Source organism: Sinorhizobium sp. KGO-5 (genome assembly GCF_036245905.1).
Classification (GTDB): Bacteria; Pseudomonadota; Alphaproteobacteria; order Rhizobiales; family Rhizobiaceae; genus Sinorhizobium; species Sinorhizobium meliloti_A.
Genome location: NZ_BDIZ01000005.1, coordinates 63,021 through 83,027, shown reverse-complemented (window position 1 = coordinate 83,027; position 20,007 = coordinate 63,021). Strand labels below are relative to the sequence as shown.

The following is a 20,007-nucleotide window of genomic DNA, read 5'->3' as shown; positions in this document are numbered from 1 at the left end:
AGGAGAAGACATGAGTATTACAAGAAGAACATTCGGCGCGCGCATGGCAGGCGCGGCTGTGGGGCTGGCCCTCGTCCTGTCCGGATTTGCAGCACCGGCGAACTCCCTCGCCGCGGAATTTCCGGAAAAGCCGGTGACGCTGGTGGTTTGGGCGGGTGCCGGGGGAGCGCTCGACACTTACGGCCGCAAGCTCGCCGAGCTCCTGGAAAAGGAGGCAGGGTGGACGGTGAAAGTGGACAACAGGCCGGGCGGCAGCGGCGCCGTCGGCGTCTCGCAGATCATGACGCAGCCGGCCGACGGCTACAACATCCTCGTCCTCACCGGGACACTGACCTTCGGCATCGCCCAAGGCCTCATTCCCTTCGAACTCGAGGATTTCCGCCTGCTTCGGGCCATGCAGTCGGAGCCGTCTTCGCTTGCAGTGCTTTCCGACAGCCAATTCAAGACCGTCGACGATTTCATCGGATACATGAAGGACAATCCGAACGGCCTGAAAGTCGGCGGCCATGCGCCCGGAGGCTTTCATCAGTACATGCTGTACCAGCTCATGAAGAAGGGCGGCTTCGAAAGCGGCTGGATCCCGCATGACGCGTCGGGCAAGGTGACGCTCGGCCTCCTCGGCAAGCACCTCGATGCTGCCATCGACCGGCCTTGCGCAGGTCAAAAGCGGCGAAATCAAGCTGCTTGGCGTTTCGACCGACGAGCGTAGCGCATTCCTGCCCGACGTACCGACGTTCAAAGAGCAGGGCTACGACATCGAGGGGGCGGTCTGGCGCGGTATCGCGGTAAAGGCGGGAACACCCGACGACGCCGTCGGCGCCATCCAGGCTGCAGTGGACAAAGTGACTGCATCCGAGGACTGGAAGAAGTTCCAGACCGAGCAGTTCCAGGATAGCCCCGACTGGAAGGAAGAGGATTTCACCAAACGGGCGCAGAGCGATCTCACCAACCAGCTCGAATTTCTCAAGGCCAACGGATACGTCGAATGAGCGGTCACGCATCGGGTGCTCCGGAACATGATCTCTCCGCCGGGCACGGCGGGGAGGCACCTCACGGGCACTATTGGCAAAACCTCGTCGCGGCTCTTGTGTGCATCGGCTGGAATGCGGGCTTCCTGCTGTTGAGCCTCGGGCTGCCGGCTGGACATTCACGAGGCGATGTCGGGCCGGGTTCGCTGCCCATTCAGGTTGCTGTCTTCGGTACGGCGGTGTCGGCTGTCTATCTCGTTCAGGTCCTAAGGGGCGTCGATCTCGGCGGAACGCACGGCAGGGTCGACATTGCGCGCGTCAGCGGCCTGATGGCCCTCTTCGTCGCCGTGTGTCTCGGCGCGAACTGGATCGGGCTGGCCCTTTGCCTCGGAATCGGCGCGGGCGTGGCGACGCTGCTCTTTCCGGGCGAGAAGCCGCTCGTCCGAGCCGCAGCAACCGGGGCCGGCTTCTGGGCGATCGCCTATCTGGTATTCGGCAAGCTGCTCGCGCTTCCTCTTCCTTGAAACGACCTGACAGGAGTGAACACATGACGCCAGACGGCATTGCGTGCATGATGATGAGAGGCGGCACGTCGAAAGGCGCCTATTTTCTCGCGGACGATCTTCCGACCGACGCTGGGGAGCGCAACCGGCTCCTGCTGCGCATCATGGGGTCGCCCGACCCGCGCCAGATCGACGGCATTGGAGGGGCCGATCCGCTGACAAGCAAAGTGGCCGTCGTCCGCGCCTCGGCTCGGCCCGGTTTCGACGTAGATTTTCTCTTTCTCCAGGTCTTCGTCGATCAGGCAGTGGTAAGCGACAGCCAGAATTGCGGCAATATCCTTGCCGGTGTCGGCGCTTTTGCCGTCGAGCGCGGGCTGGTCGAAGCCGCGGAAGGCGAAACCGCCATCCGCATCTACATGGAGAACACGTCCCAGTCTGCTGTCGCGCGCATCCGCACCGCGAATGGCCGACCGGTCTATACGGGCGACGCGTCGATCGACGGGGTGCCGACTCCCGCCGCACCCGTCTATCTGACCTTCACGGACGCCGCCGGCTCAAGCTGCGGCGCATTGCTGCCGACCGGCTCGGCCGCAAACGAGATCGAGGGTGTTGCCTGCACGCTGATCGACAACGGAATGCCGGTCGTGGTCATGCGGGCGGCGGATTTCGGCCTGACGGGATATGAGACCCGCGAAGAGCTCGAGGCGAACGAGTCTGTCAAGGCGCGTATCGAGCGCATCCGCCTCGCCGCAGGACCGCTGATGCATTTGGGCGACGTCACGAAAAAGTCGGTCCCCAAGATGACCTTGGTCGCCCTTCCGGTGAATGGCGGCGCCATCATGACCCGCAGCCTCATTCCCCACCGCGTGCATGCTTCGATCGGCGTCTTTGGCGCGCTCAGCGTGGCCACGGCGTGCCTGCTGCCAAACAGTCCCGCAGCGTCCCTCGCCACCTTGCCGGAGGGCGAGGAAAAGACTCTGGCCGTCGAGCACCCGACGGGCCGTATGGAAATCCTGCTTCGGCTCGACGACGCCGGCAGCGTGGAGGAATGCTCGTTTCTGCGAACCGCGCGAAAACTCTTCGATGGTCGCGTCTTCGCATGACAACGGGGGCGCCGCTCAAAGAAACGCCGCCCGGTCTCTGCCGGGCGGCGGCATGCAGGTGTCGTCTAGTTTTTCTGTAGCTGTGCAACCGCTTCCGAGAGCAATTCAATCATGCGGACGCGAATGTCGTCCTCGGATATGGCAACGCCAGCCGCGTCGAAATCGGCCTTGATCTTGCGCACGACGTCCTCGTGCCCGGCCTCTTCGAAATCCGCGGCGACGATCTCGCTCGCATAGGCTTCCGGGTCCGACTTGGCGAGAAGACCGGCGGCCCAAAGGCCAAGCAGTTTGTTGCGGCGCGCGGTGGCCTTGAACCTCAATTCCTCGTCCAACGCGAACTTCGCCTCGAAAGCCTTTTCGCGGTCCTGCATCGTCGTCATCAATCGATCTCCCTGAAAAATATGCTGCCCGAAGCACCATCGCCATAAACCAAAAGGCTCTCGAAAGTGCAATGCGCCTTTTCGCCTTCGGCGACTTTCATGATAGCCTAATCTAATCCGGGGATGGAAAGACACGCCGATTGTTAATTGTCTTCTTTTCGGATATGGACCCGCTGAGAAAATTCCCAATGCGCCTCCCAAGAGCGCCAACAACCACAGAGACAGATCCATGAATCGTCGCCGCCGTATCTACGAGGGCAAGGCCAAGATCCTTTACGAGGGTCCGGAACCGGGCACGCTGATCCAGTTCTTCAAGGACGACGCCACCGCCTTCAACAAGAAGAAACATGACGTCATCGACGGCAAGGGCGTACTCAACAACCGCATTTCCGAGTACATCTTCACGCATCTGAACAAGATCGGCATCCCGACCCATTTCATCCGCCGCCTCAACATGCGCGAGCAGTTGATCAAGGAAGTGGAGATCATCCCGCTGGAGATCGTGGTGCGCAATGTTGCCGCCGGCTCTCTCGCCAAGCGCCTCGGTATCGAGGAAGGCACTGTCCTGCCGCGCTCGATCATCGAATTCTATTACAAGGCCGACGCCCTCGACGACCCGATGGTCTCCGAGGAGCACATCACGGCTTTCGGCTGGGCGAGCCCGCAGGAACTCGACGACATCATGGCGCTCGCCATCCGCATCAACGATTTCCTTTCCGGCCTCTTCCTCGGCGTCGGCATCCAGCTGGTCGACTTCAAGGTCGAATGCGGCCGCCTCTATGAGGGCGACATGATGCGCATCGTCCTGGCCGACGAGATCTCCCCCGACAGCTGCCGTCTCTGGGACATAGAGACGAAGGAAAAGATGGACAAGGACCGGTTCCGCCGCGATATGGGCGGACTTGTCGAAGCCTATCAGGAAGTGGCCCGCCGCCTCGGCATCATCAATGAAAACGAGCCGCCGCGCGGTTCGGGTCCGGTGCTGGTCAAGTAATCTCGGGGATAAGCAAAAGTGATCAAGGCACGCGTAACCGTGACGCTGAAGAACGGTGTTCTCGACCCGCAGGGCAAGGCGATCGAAGGCGCTCTCGGCGCTCTCGGCTTTGACGGAATCGGCCAGGTGCGACAGGGCAAGGTCTTCGATCTGCAGCTGGAAACCGCCGATAAGGCCAAGGCTGAAGCCGACCTCAAGGCCATGTGCGAAAAGCTGCTCGCCAACACCGTTATCGAAAACTACAGCATCTCCCTCGCCTGACGGCGGGGGCGGCCATTGCACTGCGTTGAAACAGCCCCGGAAATCCTTATATGCCGGGGGCAAAGGCAAGATAGGTACGTCATGAAGTCCGCCGTCGTTCAGCTTCCTGGTCTCAATCGCGACCGCGACATGATCGCGGCGCTGACGAAGATTTCCGGCAAGGCGCCTGTCACCGTCTGGCAGACCGAGACCGAAATCCCGGATGTGGATCTGATCGTCATTCCCGGCGGCTTTTCCTACGGGGACTATCTGCGCTGCGGCGCGATCGCTGCACGGATGCCGGTGATGCAGGCGATCAAAGCCAAGGCGGAGCAAGGCGTACGCGTCCTCGGCGTCTGCAACGGTTTCCAGATCCTCGTCGAAGCGGGCCTCCTGCCCGGCGCGCTGATGCGCAACGCCTCGCTGAAGTTCGTCTGCCGCGAGGTGAAGCTGGAAGTCGTCAACGCCGACACCGCTTTCACCCGCGCCTACGCCAAGGGTCAGGTAATCCGCAGCCCTGTCGCCCACCATGATGGCAACTATTTCGCCGATGCGGAAACGTTGAAGGCAATCGAAGGCAGCGGCCAGGTCGTGTTCCGCTATGCCGAAGGCACCAATCCGAACGGCTCCGTCAACGACATCGCCGGCATCCTGAACGCGAAGGGCAATGTGCTCGGCATGATGCCGCATCCGGAAAATCTGATCGAGTCCGCCCATGGCGGCGCGGACGGCCGAGGACTCTTCGCCTCGGCGCTGGACGTAATTGCTGCTTAAGTTTTGTCATGTAGCACTACGGGCGGAAAACCACTTCGTACTTATGAAATTGCTCCGGTCGCCGCTGGAAGGCGGCATTCGCCACCAGTTCCCGTGAGACCTCCTATGTCATCCATTGTTAACGGACGTTCCCTTGCGCTCGCCTGCGTTGCCGCCAGCCTGACGCTTGTCGCCGGTTGCCAGTCGGGGCGTCCCGCAGCACCGGCCGCGAGTTCCGCCGCGCTGCCGACCATGGAACGCATCGCTCTCGGCGCGAATGGCTGTTGGTTCAAGTCGGGCGATGCGGCGTTCAAAGCCTATCGCCTCGCCCCCGAACTCAACTCCTTCTCCGGACGCCCGCGCATCCTGATTGTCCCGCGCAAATCACCGGAATCGCGCCCGCTTGCCGTGGTCGAGGCCGAGGGTCAACCAGCCCGCCTGCAGGCGTTCGGCCCGCTGATGAGCGAGCCCGTAGGGACGCGCATCGCCGCGGACGTGCGCCGTTGGGCCGCCGGCGGCAAAGGCTGCAGCTGATCCGACCATCTTCGGCAACGCGCCCTTCCGCGAGGCGATGCTCTCGCGGAGGAGTCCGGCCAATCCATGGGCTGGAAAGGCTCCTCCGCGCCGCAGACGCGGCGCTGCTGGATCCCTGTGACGAGCACAGGGATGAGGATGGAAGGGGTGCGGTCCCTCGAAGCACTTCCCATAGGCCGTGCGGATAGGGGAGCGAAGGTTGCCGTAACACCCGTGCCCGCCTCCCTCGTATCTGCATGTTAGAAATTTCGTGCGATGCCGCACATCCCCGGACCCTCATTCCTGTGCTTGTCACAGGAATCCAGCCAGACCAAGTCCTTGGGCTGGAAAGACTCTTCCGCGCCGCAGACGCGGCGCGGCTCTCATCCCTGTGACGAGCACAGCGATGAGGGTGGAGAAGGTCCCTCGGCGCGTTCCATAAACCGTGAAGATAGTGGGAGATATCTTCCCATTCCGGGTTCAATTCTTCTATCAACTTAAGCTTCCACTTCCTCGGCCATTTCTTCATCGTCTTCTCCCGCATGATGGCGGAAGTCAGCAGGTCGAACTCCTCGAACCACACCAAGGTCTTCACGCCGTATCTGGACGTGAACCCAGGCGTCAGATCGTTCTGGTGCTCGAGGAGGCGGCGCGGCAGGTCCCGGGTTACGCCCGTGTACAGCGTCCCGTTTCGCTTCGATGCGAGAATGTAGACGTAACCCTTCATTGCGTGAAAGGTTGACCATTCCCTCGCATATTCGCAATCGGACGTTGTAGAGACCAAACCTCCCCGGCCCTCATTCCTGTGCTTGTCACAGGAATCCAGCCAGACCAAGTCATTGGACTGGAAGGACTCTTCCGCGCCGCAGACGCGGCGCCGCTCTCATCGCTGTGACGAGACAGCGAGGAAGCAATCGCCGGACACCTACCGCCAGAAAGGGACGGCCGACTCACGCCGCGCCTCTTTTTCACTCACACCGATATCGTCGAGCAGATGCGTGCTCAGTTCGTCGAGCGCCAGACGGCTGCGCCTCTTGGACGCCAGTTTGCTATAAAGCTGCCAAAGCCGCGACAACAAGTTTCCCGCGCCACTTCGTGAATCAATGCCGAAGCGGGCCGGTGGCCGCGGATTGCGCTCCCGGGGCTGAATTGCATCAATTGCACCCATTGTCATCACCATTGCTCGCATTGCATCTGCTGCCATAGAGATAATTGACATGAAATGTCGCGCAATATAGAGAATTGTCACTATGACAACTTGGCTTCCCGACATTGAAGAAGGTCACGGGCCGCTTTACGCGCGCATCGCCGACCAGATCGAAGAGGCGATCGGCAACGGCACCCTGCCCGCGGGTACGAAGCTGCCGCCCCAGCGCAATCTCGCCTTCGATGTAGGGGTCACGATCGGCACGATCGGGCGCGCCTACGGCATTGTCCGCGAACGTGGCCTTGTCAGCGGCGAGGTCGGCCGCGGCACCTACGTTCTCGATCATCCGGAAAGCCGGCCGCCGGAGCAGTCGGATCCGCTGACGACGTCGCTTTCAGGGACGCGCCCGCTCATAGCGCCCGCCGGCAAGCTCCGCTTCGACAGCACCGCCGCTCCTGATATCGGACAGGGCGACATCCTGGCGCAATTGCTCGGAGACATCAGCCGCGAGCATCACGGGGACATTGCGAGCTATGCCCGCAACTTTCCGGATCATTGGTTCGAGGCTGGATCTCAATGGCTGGCACGCGGCAATTTCCGGCCAGGGCCGGAAACGGTCGTCCCGACGCTTGGGGCTCATGCCGCAGTCGTCGCGGTGATCTCGGCCGTCACCTCCCCGGGCGACCGCATCGCCTTCGAGACGCTGACCTATTCCCAGATCAGCCGCAGCGCGGGCCTCATCGGCCGGCGGATCGCGCTGGTGGAATGCGACGAATTCGGGATGCGGCCGGAAGATTTCGAGCGTGTCTGTGCCCAGCAGCACCCGAAACTCGCCTTTCTGATGCCCGGCGCGCAGAACCCTACGGTGGCGGTCATGCCGCTCGACCGGCGCCAGGCAATCGCCGACATCGCGCGCAAATACGGCGTCTGGCTGGTCGAGGACAATCTCTACGGTTCCATGACCGGGGACCCGCTGCCATTGCTGATGGAACTTGCGCCCGAGCGAACCTTCCTCGTCGGCGGTCTTTCGAAGTCCGTTGCTGCCGGCGTACGCGGCGGCTGGGTCGCCTGCCCGCCGCATTTCAGCCAGCGCATCCGCGTAGCCCACAAGATGGTGAGCGGCGGCCTGCCTTTCATTCTCGCGGAGCTTTGCGCCCGTCTGGTCCTGTCCGGATCGGCGTCGGTATTGCGCAATCGCGGCGTCGAGGAAATAGGCGCACGCGAAGCTCTGGCGCGCGAAATCTTCACGGGCTTCGATTTCAACTCGCATCCGAAGATTCCGTTTTTCTGGCTGAAGCTGCCCGAGCCCTGGCTTTCCGGAACCTTCAAGCAGGCCGCCCTGCAGGAGGGCGTGCTTATCGACGATGAGGATGAATTCAAGGCCGGACGCTCCGACCGGGTTTTTCACCGTATCCGCGTCGGTTTCTCCTCGCCCACCGAACGATCCGAGGTGCGAAGAGGCTTCGAAATACTACGCCGTCTCCTCGATAGCGGGCGCGCCGGATACGACAGTTTCGATTGATTACTTTTTAGAGGTGACTTTCGCACAAGCCTCGGCAATCTATTCTTGCTTTTGATCCCGCAGAATTGATTCGCACTGGAAGGTTTGAGCATGAAGGATTTCCGCTCGTTTGCAGGTCGGGGACCGTTTACATTCGTTGCAGCAGCCCTGACGCTTTCGAGCGCACTCATCGGTTCTCAGGCCGGTGCAGCAGAAGGTGTCTTCGATGAATTGCGGTTCGGCGCTACGACCTCGATCGGCAACGGCTCAAATCAGGAAGACGGGGTCTTCCCCTCCGCTACATTGTTCTTCGATCCGCTCGGCGCCGGCAGCGCAAGCGGCCTTGTCGAGAAAATCCTGCGGCCGCGGATCCATGCCGGCGCGTCCGTCGCGACCTCGTCCAGCGGCGTAAACGAAATCTACGCCGGCTTGAGTTGGAATGCCGACATCACCGAGCGCGTTTTCATCGAGCTCGGCGCCGGCGGCACGGTGCATGACGGCGATCTCAATGACGATGGATCGGACGGACCGAAACTCGGCTGCAGGCTGCTGTTCCGCGAATATGCAGCCGTGGGCTACCGTTTCGACGATCACTGGAATCTCTCGGCCACGGTCGAGCATGCGTCCAATGCCAACCTCTGCGACGGCCCGAACGACGGGCTCACGCGCGCGGGGCTGATGCTCGGCTACCAGTTCTAGAGTCCCGGTCCGACGGGCTGAAATCCGGGCTGCCGCCCTGTTGATCGACCGTATTTTTCTGTCGCGCCGCGCCGCAGCATAGGCTAAAGAAGCCGCAAAGCGCCCCTGTTACGTTGCGGTACGCACGCGCCTTCCCTTTGAAGCGAGGGTTGCGCGCCGCCCGAAGGATTTGACGGTCGACGATGACGATTTCCAACACCCGCCCCATCACCCCGGACCTGATCGCCTCGCACGGGCTCAAGCCCGACGAATACGAACGCATCCTGAACCTGATCGGGCGCGAGCCGACCTTTACGGAGCTTGGCATCTTCTCGGCCATGTGGAACGAGCATTGCTCGTACAAATCCTCGAAGAAATGGCTGCGCACGCTCCCGACCAAGGGGCCTCGCGTCATCCAGGGCCCGGGCGAGAACGCCGGCGTGGTCGACATCGACGACGGTGACTGCGTCGTCTTCAAGATGGAGAGCCACAACCACCCCTCCTACATCGAGCCCTACCAGGGAGCGGCAACGGGCGTCGGCGGCATCCTGCGTGATGTCTTCACGATGGGTGCGCGTCCGGTAGCGGCGATGAACGCGCTGCGCTTCGGTTCACCGGATCACCCGAAGACCCGCCACCTCGTCTCGGGCGTCGTCGCAGGCGTCGGCGGCTACGGCAATTCCTTCGGCGTGCCGACGGTCGGCGGCGAAGTCGAGTTCGACGCGCGCTACAATGGCAACATCCTCGTCAATGCCTTCGCTGCGGGGCTCGCCAAGACCGACGCGATCTTCTACTCGAAGGCGGAAGGCGTCGGCCTCCCGGTCGTCTATCTCGGCGCCAAGACCGGACGCGACGGTGTCGGCGGGGCGACGATGGCGTCGGCCGAGTTCGACGAGTCGATCGAGGAGAAGCGCCCGACCGTTCAGGTTGGCGATCCCTTCACCGAGAAGTGCCTGCTCGAAGCCTGCCTGGAGCTGATGCAGACCGGTGCGGTCATTGCGATCCAGGACATGGGCGCTGCCGGCCTCACCTGCTCGGCCGTCGAAATGGGCGCCAAGGGCGATCTCGGCATCGAACTCGATCTCAACAAGGTGCCGGTGCGCGAAGAGCGCATGACAGCCTATGAGATGATGCTTTCGGAAAGCCAGGAGCGCATGCTGATGGTGCTGCGCCCGGAAAAGGAAGAGGAAGCCAAGGCCATCTTCGTCAAATGGGGCCTCGATTTCGCGATCGTCGGCAAGACCACCGACGACCTGCGTTTCCGCATCCTGCACCAGGGCGAAGAAGTCGCGAACCTGCCGATCAAGGAACTCGGAGACGAGGCGCCGGAATACGACCGCCCCTGGACGCCGGCAAGGACACCCTCGCCGCTCGCCACCAACGACATTCCGCAGGCTGATGTGTCCGATGCGCTTCTGAAGCTTGTCGGTTCCGCCAACAATTCCTCGCGCCGCTGGGTCTATGAGCAGTATGACACGCTGATCCAGGGTAATTCGCTGCAGCTTCCGGGCGGCGACGCCGGCGTAATCCGCGTCGAGGGTCATGAGACCAAGGCACTTGCCTTTTCTTCGGACGTTACGCCGCGCTACGTCGAAGCCGATCCGTTCGAGGGCGGCAAGCAGGCGGTCGCCGAGTGCTGGCGCAACCTGACTGCGACCGGCGCGCTGCCGCTCGCCGCCACAGATAATTTGAACTTCGGCAATCCCGAACGGCCGGAGATCATGAGCCAGCTCGTGCATGCGATCAAAGGCATCGGCGAAGCCTGCCAGGCACTCGACTTCCCGATCGTCTCCGGCAACGTCTCGCTCTACAACGAGACCAACGGCCAGGCGATCCTGCCGACCCCTACCATCGGAGGCGTCGGCCTCGTCCGCGACTGGTCGAAGATGGCGCGGATTCGCTTTGCTGCGGCGAACGAGACCATCCTCCTCGCCGGTGCTCCGCAGAGCTGGGGAACGCACATTGGCCAGTCGGTCTACATGCGCGACATTCATGGCCGCACCGACGGTCCGGCGCCGCATGTCGACCTCGGCCATGAACGCAAGGTCGGCGATTTCGTTCGCGGGCTGATCGAGGACGGCCTGGTTACGGCCGTGCACGACTGCTCCTCGGGGGGACTTGCGCTCGCCGTGGCCGAGATGGCCATCGCTTCCGGCATCGGCGCGACGATCGATGCACCTGCGGAACACGACCCGATCCCGGTCTTCTACGGCGAAGACCAGGGCCGCTATGTCGTGACCGTCGCGGAGAGTTCGACCGAGACGGTGGCCGCGCGGGCAAAAGCCGCCGGCGTTGCGCTGCCGGTGATCGGCAGGACAGGCGGAAATGCGGTGCAGCTCGGAAACGCCAGGCCCGTATCCGTCGATGAATTGCGTTCCGCACATGAGGCGTGGTTCCCCAATTACATGGGTGGCGATCTCGCACCGGACAATTGACCCGCCGGCCGGCAGACGGTCGAAACAGCATTTGCCTTCGGCCCCTGAATCGTGTTCCCTTTAGTGCATAGCGGGCGGCGGCAATGCCGCCGCGCCGCAAAATTACAAGGGAGTTGGCGTATCATGCCCATGGCACCAGGCGATATCGAAGACATGATCAAGGCCGGGATTCCCGGCGCAAAGGTCACGATTCGTGATTTGGCCGGTGACGGCGACCACTATGCCGCCGAAGTCGTGGCCGAAGCGTTTCGTGGCAAGACGCGCGTGCAGCAGCACCAGATGGTCTACAACGCCTTGAAGGGCAACATGGGCGGCATTCTGCATGCGCTCGCCCTTCAAACTAGCGCGCCGGAGTAAGACGGAAATGGCCGACCTGATCAAGGAGCTCGTAAGCGGGGTCGTTGACAGCGCGTTGAAAGAGATCCTCAAGAAAACCAGAGCGGCCGGAACCGCGGCCAAGCGGGCGAAACGGCGAAGCAGGAAAGCCAAGTCTGGCGGCATACTGGCTGACATCGTCGAGGCGGCCTTGCGTAAACCGGCAAAGAAGCAGGTGAGCCGTCGCCGGACCGCGGCTTCCCGGAGCAAACTGCGCCGCCGCTCGGCCTAGATCCCGATGGCCTAGCCCTCGTGCCCCGCTGATAGTGGTGCGGAAGCCGAACTTTGAGGGACCATCAATAATTTTGCGATTGGGTGGTGAAAACCACGTCCATGCGTGCTATCTAGACCCCAATCGACATCCGGTCCTTGAAACCGGCGCAGGAAGGAAGACAAGATGAGCGGAATCAACGATTTCATCGATAACGAGGTCAAGAGCAACGACGTCGTTCTTTTCATGAAGGGAACGCCGCAGTTTCCGCAGTGCGGTTTCTCCGGCCAGGTGGTGCAGATCCTGGATTACGTCGGCGTCGACTATAAGGGCATCAACGTGCTCGCCGATGCCGATCTGCGTCAGGGCATCAAGGATTATTCCAATTGGCCGACCATTCCGCAGCTTTACGTAAAGGGCGAGTTCGTCGGCGGTTGCGACATCGTGCGGGAGATGTTCCAGGCGGGCGAGTTGCAGACGCTTCTTCAGGGACAGGGTATTTCCGTCAAGGGCGCCGCTTGACACCCTCCGAACCGCATCTTTGCGATGATCGGAAAAGGCGGGTAACCGCCTTTTTTGATTCCGAAGCAATATGCCGCACGCCTAATGTTCGATACGCTTCATGAGCGGGCGGCGAAATTCACGCCGATCATGGGCGTCATGGACGACCGGGCGCGCGGTCTCGTATGCAGCCCTGCCCAGGGGTGCGGCCTCCTTCGATTTGCGCCGGCGAGTACTGCGTCCTTTTCGATCCGACACAACAAAAGACTGAATTTATTCAGCAGATCCTAATCATTGCGAAACATGCCACGCACTGGCTCGGCGTGGCAAAGAACGGCTGCGGGAAAGCGGCAGCCGGCAGGATGTATGAAATGACAAGGCCCATAGACCAAGCCGCCACCCTCTCCGGGCTGACGAAAGTCCAGTTCATTGCATTGATGGCCATGCTGATGTCCATCAATGCGATCTCGATCGACATCATGTTGCCCGGGCTGCAGGAAATCGGCGCGAGCCTCGGCGTGGCCGATGAGAACCATCGGCAATACGTCATAACCGCCTACCTGCTCGGCATGGGGTTCGCGCAACTGTTCTTCGGCCCCCTGTCCGACCGCTTCGGGCGAAAGGCACCCTTGTTGGGCGGGCTGGCCCTTTACGGCGTCAGCGCCCTCGCGATCGTGTTCGTACCGACCTTCACGACACTCCTCTTCCTTCGGCTCGTCCAGGGCATAGGCGCGGCGGCAACCCGCGTCATCACCGTTTCCATCGTGCGCGATGTCTATGGCGGGCGGCAGATGGCCGAGATCATGTCGCTGGTAATGATGGTGTTCATGATCGTCCCGGTCATCGCGCCGAGCATCGGACAATTGATCATGCTCTTTTCCGAATGGCACATGATCTTCGTCGTGATCGCACTGTTCGCGGTTGCCGTAGCGCTTCCGGTCGCCTTGCGCCTTCGTGAGACTTTGGCCCCCGCCAACCGGCGCCCCTTCACGGCCTCGTCCATACTTGCGGGCTTCCGCATCGTGCTGACGAACCGGCTGGCGCTGTTCTATACGCTCGCGACGTCGGCTCTCCTTGGCGGTCTCTTCGGTTTCATCAACTCGGCGCAACAAATTCTCGTCGGCGTCTATGGCCTGGGCGTCTGGTTTCCGGCAGTATTCGCCGCTTTCGCCGGCATGATGGCGGTCGCCTCCTTTACCAATTCGCGACTTGTCCGGACGTTCGGCATGCGGGCATTGTCGCACGCCGCGCTTCTCGGCTTCACCCTGGCAAGTTTCATCTGGATGTCGGCTTCATTGATCGGGCCGCTGCCTTTGCCGGTCTTCATGCTCCTTCATGCCGCCACCATGTTCCAGTTCGGGCTGATCGCCGCCAACTTCAACGCCATGGCGATGGAACCGCTCGGCCACGTTGCCGGCACCGCCTCATCCGTTCTCGGCTTCACGCAGACGATCGGCGGCGGAATCATCGGCGCGTTCATCGGCCAGGCATTCGATAACAGCGTCACGCCCCTTGCGGTCGGCTTCTTCACGGTCGCACTCGTGGCGCTTGTCTGCGTGCTGATCGCAGAGGGCGGCAAGCTCTTCAAACCGCACAATCCGGCAGGCTAGCCGGATCGGCTCGAGGCCACCGATTTTTCCTCCCAGTCCATTTTGGATGTTTTGAACATGACTTCCGTTTCCCAACAATCTTCGCTTGGTGAACAATCATCGGGCCATGCCGATCAGGCTTCGGGCGCCGCGCGTCTCGGAATGGGCCTTGTCGAATTCATCGTCACCATTGCAGTCATGACCGCGAGCATTGCGCTCGCGATCGACAGCATGCTGCCGGCTCTGCCGAGCATCGGCCAGACGCTCAACGTTGCCAACGCCAACGATACGCAACTCGTGATCGGCGTCTTCTTTCTCGGCTTCGGCCTCTCCCAGATATTCTTCGGGAGCCTTTCGGATGCCTTCGGGCGCCGGTCCGTTCTCCTTTGCGGCCTTGCACTCTTCAGCGTGTCGATGTTCGCCGCCTCCTGGGTCGAAAGCATAGAGACGCTGCTCCTGCTCCGCTTCATCCAGGGAATCGGCGGTGCCGCCGTCCGCATCACGACCATGGCGATCGTCCGCGACTGTTTCGGCGGCCGCGACATGGCGCGCGTCATGTCCTATGTCATGATCGTCTTCATGATCGTGCCGATCGTCGCTCCGACACTTGGCCAAGTGGTGATCGCCTATGCCGACTGGCACTGGATCTTCATCCTGATCGGCGTCGTCGGCACCGCCCTGTTCGTCTGGGCGCTGACCCGGATGAAGGAGTCCCTGCCGAAGGAGGAACGTCTGCCGCTTTCGGTGGGAGCGGTCCTTTCCGGCTTCCGCACGGTGCTCACGAACCGCATCACCTGCGGCTACATGATCGGAATGACCCTGTTTACCGCCGTCATTTGCGCCTATGTCGTCAGCGTTCAGCAGGTCTTCGGCGAGGTCTACAACCTCAGTGACTGGATGCCTATCGCCTTTGCAGGCACCGCCGGCGGGATAGCGGTCGCGAACTTCGCCAACGGCTATTTCGTGCGCAGTTTCGGCATGCGACGCATCTCGCATGCCGCGATGATCCTCTTCACCCTCTTTGCTGCGACCGGTTACGTCCTGTCGCTCGCGGGCACTCCGGCCTTCGCCATCAGCTATCTCCTGTTTTCGTTATTGCTGATGTTCTTCGCCGTCATCGCCACCAACTTCACGGCCATCAGCCTCGAGCCTATGGGACATCTGGCGGGCACGGCAACCGCCGTCACCGGTTTCGTCTCCACCACCGGCGGTGCGCTGATCGGCGGTGCCGTCGGCCAGCTCTTCAACGGCACGCTGCAGCCGCTCTTCGGCGGCTACGCCCTGTTCGGCGTGCTGACCATCCTCGCAACGCTCTGGGCGGAAAATGGAAAGCTGTTCACCCATCCGGGCGACAGCGATGGGACGCACGAACACGGCGGCGGCGGACACCTTTAGAGCCCCCGATTGATGGCAAGCAGTGCCCACCCAGGAGGGCACTGCTTTTGTTGTCTGCTTCGCGAGCGATTGACATTGGCTTTGCCCCACAAGAGTGGCCCTCACGCTTTCACCGCCGAAAAGAAGAGAAATCGCGGCTTGGTCGTCAGGGTCTGATATGCTTCTGGGAAGCGTGAGTGGGCCCCAGGATCGGGCTGAGGTTCGTTCAGCGACTCGAGTTGGAACCCCGCTGCCCTCAATGAATCAACCATGGCGTGAAGTGGACGATGCCAGAAGCGCATTGTGATGGCCTTCCCGCCACGCTGCCACGTTTCGCTGAAGCTATAGGTCTCGAAATAGTTCTCGCGACCCGCCAACTGGTGATCCATAAAAGGGTGGTGCGTGGAGAAAACCAGGCGGCCGCCTTGGGGCAGCAGACGGGCGAATTCCGAAAGGGGATGTGACCAGTCTGGCAGATAGTGCATGACAAGGGAGGCAAGGATCAAATCGAAGCAACCATCGTCGAAGGGCAGCGGTTCGTTCAGATCCGCCACCAACAATCGCGCCCGGCCTTCAAGGCGGCGTTGTGCGATCTCGAGCAGTCCCGCACTTGCGTCGATACCGGTTAGGATTGCCCCTCGGTCGAGGAGCGCCGCAGCATGGGCTCCGCCGCCGCACCCTGCGTCAAGCACCCGAAGCCCGGTGACATCTCCAACCATCGAAAGAATGGCTGGCCGCTCGTAATAGGCATTCCAGGCATTGTTCTCGTTGTCAGCGTCATAGGCCGCTGCAAACGCATCATAATCATTCTCAGACAATGTTTACTCCAGCGCCAAAGACCTCGTCCGAAGACGATCACTTATCGGCTTCTGGTATCATTGATACGCCAATCAAGGCCATGCGTTCGGCTTTGATCAAATTGAGTCTCAAAATTCGCTGGCAGAGCTTCTAGGATTCTTCCGCGCCTTTCGACGTATCCAACCTTCCTGTTCAGGGTGATCCGCCAGAGCTTGGACACGGTGTCGAATACCGTGTAGCGGTTTTCCGTGCATCGGGTCTAACGACAGAGGCCGCCCGGAAAACCGGGCGGCCCCTGTCGTTCGAAAGGGCTTTTCAGATCAGACGGTGAAGACCTCGCGCCGCAACTCCTCCCAGCTCTCCTTGTCGGTCGCCAGAAGCAGCCCGCCGTTCGTGTGCGCGGGCAGATAACGCGAGCCGTCGAAACGGGCCGCATAGGCGCCGGCCTCTTCGGCGATCAGGGTGCCGGCAAGGTGGTCCCAGGGCATAAGCTTCTGATACATCAGGAAGTGCAGATGACCGCCGGCAAAGATTCGGTATTCATGCGCCGCGCAGCGATAGCTCGTGGCCATCCGGACCTTCGCCATATTGCCCATGACGATGCGGCGCTCGGCCTGCGCGTAAAACCCGGCCGATGCGACGCCCACCATGTTGTCGACGGTGACCCCGGCTGTGACCGACAGTCTCTCCTGCGTCCCGTCGGGCCGGCACATCCACGCGCCGGAGCCCCGCTCGGCGATGACCCAGTCGTTGCCGAGCGGATCGTAGATGATCCCTGCGACGGTCTCTCCCCCGGCAACGACGCTCGCCATCACTCCGAAGAGCGGCAGGCCGGCTGCGAAATTGAAGGTGCCGTCGATCGGATCGACGACGATCGCGAGATCTGCACCGGCGAGCTTGTCGAGGAGCGCCGGATCGGCGGCGACGGATTCCTCGCCGATGAACACGGCCCCCGGCGCAATCGCGTCTATATTCGCCTTGATCAGCCTCTCGGCGGCCTCGTCGCCTTCCGTCACCAGGTCGATCGCTTCCGATTTCATCCGCACATCGCCGGAGCCGAGATTGCGAAAGCGCGGGAGGATTTCCTTTACCGCCGCTTCCTGCAGCAGGTTGGCAAGTGCGGCGATGTCGACGGAATGGCTCATTCTTTGGGCTCCGGAGAGAGGGATTGGAAGTCGAAAAGCTTCGGATCGAGCAGATGCGAGGCGTTCACGTGTCCGAGCGCGCGCAGCATCGTGTCCTTGCGGCCCGGCATGCGCCGCTCGATATCCGCAAGCATCGCCTTCATTGCATTGCGCTCGAGCCCATCCTGCGAGCCACAGAGGTCGCAGGGGATGATCGGGAACTCCATGGCCGCGGCGAACTTCGCCAGATCGTCCTCTGCCGCATAGGCAAGCGGCCGCAGAACCATCAGATCGCCCTCGTCGTTGAGAAGCTTTGCCGGCATCGACGCCAGGCGCCCGCCATGGAAAAAGTTCATGAAAAAGGTTTCGAGGATGTCTTCCCGATGATGGCCAAGCACCAATGCGTCGCAGCCCTCCTCCCGGGCGATGCGATAAAGATTGCCGCGCCGCAGCCGTGAACAGAGCGAACAATAGGTCGCGCCCGCCGGCACCTTCTCTTTCACTATCGAATAGGTGTCGCGGTATTCGATGCGGTGCTCGACGCCGATGGACCGGAGATAGTCGGGCAGGACATGCTTCGGAAAGTTCGGCTGCCCCTGATCCAGATTGCAGGCGACGATTTCGACGGGAAGCAGACCCCGCCACTGCAGGTCCATCAGCAGCGCCAGCAGGCTGTAGCTGTCCTTTCCACCCGACACGCCGACAAGCCAGCGTCTGGAGCCCTTGAGCATGCCGAAATCGTCGAGCGTCTGGCGCACCTGCCTGAGCAGGCGCTTGCGCAGCTTGTTGAAGGAGACGGAGGACGGCATGCGCGAAAAAAGCGGATGGGCCGCACCTTCGAAGGCGGCGTCATCGGGAATGACGCTGTCTGTTTCGTCCGGGGAGGATTGTGCGACTTCCATGGCGGCAATCTCGGATTGTGCAGAGCGCAGGTGGCGCTTCGTTTTCTGAAGCAGCACTTGCCCCGTCCGGCCGGGAAGATCAAGAAAAAACGGGCATGCGGGCCCGTGGCGTCCTGTGAAGGGTACAGGGGCGGCTACTTTCCGCGCGCTTACGGCCCGAACACCGACCAACCCGTACGCGCAGCCAGCATTTCGAGCGCCAGCGACCCCAGCAGCGAATTGCCGTATTCGTTGAGCCCCGGCGACCAGACGGCGATAGACGCCTTGCCCGGCGCCACCGCCATGATGCCGCCGCCGACGCCGCTCTTCCCCGGCAGACCGACGCGATAGGCAAAATCGCCGGAGCCGTCATAATGGCCGCAGGTGAGCATAAGCGCATTGATGCGCCGCGCGCGCTGGCGCGACACGACCGAGTGGCCGGTCAGCGGGTTGGTGCCGCCGGCTGCCAGAAACAGGCCGGCCTTGGCGAGCTGGCTACAGGTCATCGCGAGCGCGCAATGATGGAAATAGACGCCGAGCACGTGCTCGACCGGATGATCGAGCCGGCCGAAGGACCGCATGAAATTCGCAAGCGCGATGTTGCGGTAACCGGTCGCGGTCTCCGAGCGTGCGACTTCGTGGTCGATCACGATGTCCTCGTCATCCGCGAGATAACGAACGAAGCGAACGATCTCTCCGATCAGTTCCTTCGGCGTGTGGCCGGCGAGAATGAGGTCGCTTATCCTGATCGCGCCGGCATTGATGAAGGGGTTGCGCGGCTTACCACCCTCATGCTCGAGCTGCACGATCGAGTTGAAGGCCGAGCCCGAAGGCTCGCGCCCCACCCGGTTCCAGATGTTTTCGCCGTGTTTGCCCAGCGCCAGCGTGAGCGTGAACACCTTGGAGATGCTCTGAATGGAGAACGGCATCTCCGCATCGCCGGCGCGATAGACCTTGCCGCCGGTTGTGACGATCGCCATGCCGAAGTGACGGGCATCGACGCGTGCTAGCTGTGGAATATAATCCGCAACCTTCCCTTCGCCGAGGCGCGGCGTCAGTTCCAGAAAGATGTCGTCGATGATCGCCTGGAGGTCTTCTTGCGGTTTCGGCTCGCGCATACGGCACTTCTCACTTCGGAAGCGGTCTCGTTCAGGACACGCCGTCCTGCACCCGCCTCCAGTCTATGGGATTCGTCCGGCAACTTCGTACAAAAAAACCGCCCGTCTCCGGGCGGTTTTCCAATTCGTTCAGGCGAGCCCTGATTAACGCGAATAAAATTCGACGACCAGGTGCGGCTCCATGACGACCGGGTACGGCACGTCCGAGAGCGCGGGAACGCGAACGAAGGTCGCGACCATCTTGTTGTGATCGGCTTCGATGTAATCAGGAACGTCACGCTCGGCGAGCTGTACGGCTTCGAGAACCGTAACGAGCTGCTTGGATTTTTCTTTGACTTCGATGACGTCGCCCGGCTTGCAGCGGTAGGAACCGATGTTGACGCGAACGCCATTGACCTTGACGTGGCCATGGTTGACGAACTGGCGCGCGGCGAAAACGGTCGGAACGAACTTGGCGCGGTAAACGATCGCGTCGAGGCGCGATTCGAGCAGGCCGACCAGGTTCTCCGGGGTGTCGCCCTTGCGGCGCGATGCTTCGGCGAAGATCGCACGGAACTGCTTTTCACGGATATCGCCGTAGTAGCCCTTCAGCTTCTGCTTGGCGCGCAGCTGCACGCCGAAGTCGGAAAGCTTGGACTTGCGGCGCTGGCCGTGCTGGCCCGGGCCATATTCGCGACGGTTCACCGGGGACTTCGGACGGCCCCAGATATTTTCGCCCATACGGCGGTCAATTTTGTACTTGGACGACTCGCGCTTGCTCATCGCATTTCCTTTCAAAATGTTACACCGGTTTGCTGCCAAACCGGATCAAGGAAACACGC

21 protein-coding genes and 2 pseudogenes are annotated in these 20,007 nt (G+C 61.7%); 15 read left to right on the top strand and 8 right to left on the bottom strand.

Annotated features, from left to right (window positions below):
• The first annotated feature begins 10 nt into the window (after positions 1-10).
• From BHD07_RS20860 to BHD07_RS20850, 3 genes and pseudogenes are all read left to right on the top strand, one after another.
• Positions 11-989: pseudogene (locus BHD07_RS20860) on the top strand (tripartite tricarboxylate transporter substrate binding protein).
• Positions 986-1,492, top strand: coding sequence for a tripartite tricarboxylate transporter TctB family protein (locus BHD07_RS20855; protein ID WP_127710039.1), 507 nt, complete (start codon positions 986-988; stop codon positions 1,490-1,492). The pseudogene BHD07_RS20860 and the gene BHD07_RS20855 overlap by 4 nt, the downstream one beginning before the upstream one ends.
• A gap of 23 nt (positions 1,493-1,515) precedes the next feature.
• Positions 1,516-2,574 (top strand): 4-oxalomesaconate tautomerase, encoded by a 1,059-nt coding sequence (locus BHD07_RS20850; protein ID WP_338282922.1) that lies wholly within the window; start codon positions 1,516-1,518, stop codon positions 2,572-2,574.
• Between the two features lie 65 nt (positions 2,575-2,639).
• Here BHD07_RS20850 and BHD07_RS20845 read toward each other — a convergent pair whose 3' ends face one another.
• A complete protein-coding gene (locus tag BHD07_RS20845; protein ID WP_018095079.1) occupies positions 2,640-2,954 on the bottom strand; it encodes a DUF1476 domain-containing protein in 315 nt (104 codons plus the stop codon).
• Positions 2,955-3,183: 229 nt separating this feature from the next.
• On the opposite strand from BHD07_RS20845, the gene purC reads away from it, so the two are divergent.
• The 4 genes from purC (at position 3,184) to BHD07_RS20825 (ending at position 5,475) form a co-directional block, all read left to right on the top strand.
• Complete coding sequence (gene purC, locus BHD07_RS20840) at positions 3,184-3,948, top strand: phosphoribosylaminoimidazolesuccinocarboxamide synthase (RefSeq protein WP_003531407.1); 765 nt, start codon at positions 3,184-3,186, stop codon at positions 3,946-3,948.
• 18 nt (positions 3,949-3,966) lie between these two features.
• Positions 3,967-4,209, top strand: a complete 243-nt coding sequence (gene purS, locus BHD07_RS20835; RefSeq protein WP_003531405.1) for a phosphoribosylformylglycinamidine synthase subunit PurS — start codon at positions 3,967-3,969, stop codon at positions 4,207-4,209.
• Positions 4,210-4,290: 81 nt separating this feature from the next.
• Complete coding sequence (purQ, locus tag BHD07_RS20830) at positions 4,291-4,962, top strand: phosphoribosylformylglycinamidine synthase subunit PurQ (protein WP_338282921.1); 672 nt, start codon at positions 4,291-4,293, stop codon at positions 4,960-4,962.
• 105 nt (positions 4,963-5,067) lie between these two features.
• Positions 5,068-5,475 (top strand): hypothetical protein, encoded by a 408-nt coding sequence (locus tag BHD07_RS20825; RefSeq protein WP_018095082.1) that lies wholly within the window; start codon positions 5,068-5,070, stop codon positions 5,473-5,475.
• Positions 5,476-5,893: 418 nt separating this feature from the next.
• Here the strand turns inward: BHD07_RS20825 and BHD07_RS20820 are convergent.
• Both BHD07_RS20820 and BHD07_RS20815 read right to left on the bottom strand, forming a co-directional pair.
• Positions 5,894-6,181 (bottom strand): annotated as a pseudogene (locus tag BHD07_RS20820) (GIY-YIG nuclease family protein); the annotation flags it as partial.
• Positions 6,182-6,379: 198 nt separating this feature from the next.
• Positions 6,380-6,703, bottom strand: coding sequence for a DUF1127 domain-containing protein (locus BHD07_RS20815; protein ID WP_275597854.1), 324 nt, complete (start codon positions 6,701-6,703; stop codon positions 6,380-6,382).
• A gap of 1 nt (position 6,704) precedes the next feature.
• Here BHD07_RS20815 and BHD07_RS20810 point away from each other — a divergent pair, with 1 nt between their 5' ends.
• From BHD07_RS20810 to BHD07_RS20775, 8 genes are all read left to right on the top strand, one after another.
• Positions 6,705-8,123: an aminotransferase-like domain-containing protein gene (locus BHD07_RS20810; RefSeq protein WP_275597853.1), complete on the top strand. Its 1,419-nt coding sequence runs from the start codon at positions 6,705-6,707 to the stop codon at positions 8,121-8,123.
• Between the two features lie 90 nt (positions 8,124-8,213).
• Positions 8,214-8,801: an acyloxyacyl hydrolase gene (locus BHD07_RS20805; protein ID WP_100673144.1), complete on the top strand. Its 588-nt coding sequence runs from the start codon at positions 8,214-8,216 to the stop codon at positions 8,799-8,801.
• A 182-nt stretch (positions 8,802-8,983) separates the two neighbouring features.
• Entirely contained in the window at positions 8,984-11,215 is a 2,232-nt protein-coding gene (gene purL, locus BHD07_RS20800) for a phosphoribosylformylglycinamidine synthase subunit PurL (protein WP_338282920.1), read from the top strand.
• A gap of 123 nt (positions 11,216-11,338) precedes the next feature.
• Positions 11,339-11,572, top strand: coding sequence for a BolA/IbaG family iron-sulfur metabolism protein (locus BHD07_RS20795; protein WP_003531391.1), 234 nt, complete (start codon positions 11,339-11,341; stop codon positions 11,570-11,572).
• Positions 11,573-11,579: 7 nt separating this feature from the next.
• On the top strand, positions 11,580-11,822 hold the full coding sequence (locus BHD07_RS20790; protein WP_127712535.1) for a hypothetical protein: 243 nt from the start codon (positions 11,580-11,582) through the stop codon (positions 11,820-11,822).
• A gap of 165 nt (positions 11,823-11,987) precedes the next feature.
• Entirely contained in the window at positions 11,988-12,323 is a 336-nt protein-coding gene (gene grxD, locus BHD07_RS20785; RefSeq protein WP_018095088.1) for a Grx4 family monothiol glutaredoxin, read from the top strand.
• A gap of 341 nt (positions 12,324-12,664) precedes the next feature.
• Positions 12,665-13,912 carry a multidrug effflux MFS transporter gene (locus BHD07_RS20780; RefSeq protein ID WP_275597850.1) on the top strand — a complete coding sequence of 416 codons (1,248 nt, stop codon included), beginning with the start codon at positions 12,665-12,667 and terminating at the stop codon, positions 13,910-13,912.
• A 57-nt stretch (positions 13,913-13,969) separates the two neighbouring features.
• The gene (locus BHD07_RS20775) at positions 13,970-15,286 is read left to right on the top strand and encodes a multidrug effflux MFS transporter (protein ID WP_338282919.1); all 1,317 of its coding nucleotides are present in this window, start codon (positions 13,970-13,972) and stop codon (positions 15,284-15,286) included.
• 101 nt (positions 15,287-15,387) lie between these two features.
• Here the strand turns inward: BHD07_RS20775 and BHD07_RS20770 are convergent, their stop codons facing one another.
• The 5 genes from BHD07_RS20770 to rpsD all read right to left on the bottom strand — a co-directional run bounded on the left by BHD07_RS20770 (position 15,388) and on the right by rpsD (position 19,948).
• The gene (locus tag BHD07_RS20770; RefSeq protein WP_338282918.1) at positions 15,388-16,083 is read right to left on the bottom strand and encodes a class I SAM-dependent methyltransferase; all 696 of its coding nucleotides are present in this window, start codon (positions 16,081-16,083) and stop codon (positions 15,388-15,390) included.
• 300 nt (positions 16,084-16,383) lie between these two features.
• The gene (locus BHD07_RS20765) at positions 16,384-17,208 is read right to left on the bottom strand and encodes an inositol monophosphatase family protein (RefSeq protein WP_018095093.1); all 825 of its coding nucleotides are present in this window, start codon (positions 17,206-17,208) and stop codon (positions 16,384-16,386) included.
• Positions 17,205-18,089 carry a tRNA 2-thiocytidine(32) synthetase TtcA gene (ttcA, locus tag BHD07_RS20760; RefSeq protein WP_100673138.1) on the bottom strand — a complete coding sequence of 295 codons (885 nt, stop codon included), beginning with the start codon at positions 18,087-18,089 and terminating at the stop codon, positions 17,205-17,207. Before ttcA ends, BHD07_RS20765 begins: the two co-directional genes overlap by 4 nt.
• Positions 18,090-18,238: 149 nt before the next feature.
• Positions 18,239-19,186: a glutaminase gene (locus BHD07_RS20755; RefSeq protein ID WP_018095095.1), complete on the bottom strand. Its 948-nt coding sequence runs from the start codon at positions 19,184-19,186 to the stop codon at positions 18,239-18,241.
• A gap of 144 nt (positions 19,187-19,330) precedes the next feature.
• Positions 19,331-19,948, bottom strand: coding sequence for a 30S ribosomal protein S4 (gene rpsD / locus BHD07_RS20750; protein WP_003533017.1), 618 nt, complete (start codon positions 19,946-19,948; stop codon positions 19,331-19,333).
• Positions 19,949-20,007: the final 59 nt, after the last annotated feature.